This is a genomic window from Salinimicrobium oceani, assembly GCF_012037645.1.
In genome coordinates, this window is record NZ_JAAVJR010000478.1 from 1 (window position 1) to 490 (window position 490).

At 42.4% G+C, this 490-nt stretch carries 1 protein-coding gene; it reads right to left on the reverse strand.

The window, feature by feature from the left end:
• Positions 1-490, reverse strand: a 490-nt coding sequence (locus tag HC175_RS17825) for a phosphoenolpyruvate carboxykinase (ATP) (RefSeq protein ID WP_168139608.1), incomplete at both ends; no start/stop codon positions are given.

Here is a 490-nt window from a genome sequence, read left to right on the forward strand (position 1 = left end):
TGTACCTGAAAGTCCGAAGAAAATTGCGGTATCTCCCTCTTCCCCAACGTTGGCAGAGCAGTGCATTGGTAAAACATCTTTTTCAACTGGCAGAATAAGGTTCAGCGCAGAGAAAATTCCTTTTTTCATCTCTCCGGTGTAGGCAGAGCCTCCCACCAAAGCTACTTTCCTGGTGAAATCAAGAATACTGAAGTTACCCTGGCGTAAACCATATTTTTGAGGGTCTTCTTCAACATATCCCGGGGCACAAACTACCAGCCATTCTTCAGAAAAATTTGCTAATTCTTCTTCTTCAAGACGAAGAAACATGTTCTTGACAAAAAAAGCAGACCAGGGGTATTCGGCAATAGTGCGCACATTCATCCTGTAGTCGGGATGGGCGCAAACATAAGCATCATGCACATACACCTCTTTTCCTGAAAGATATTGTGTCACCTTTTCGTAAAGCAATCGAAAATTTTCTGAAGTTAGTGGTTTATTAATGTTGCCC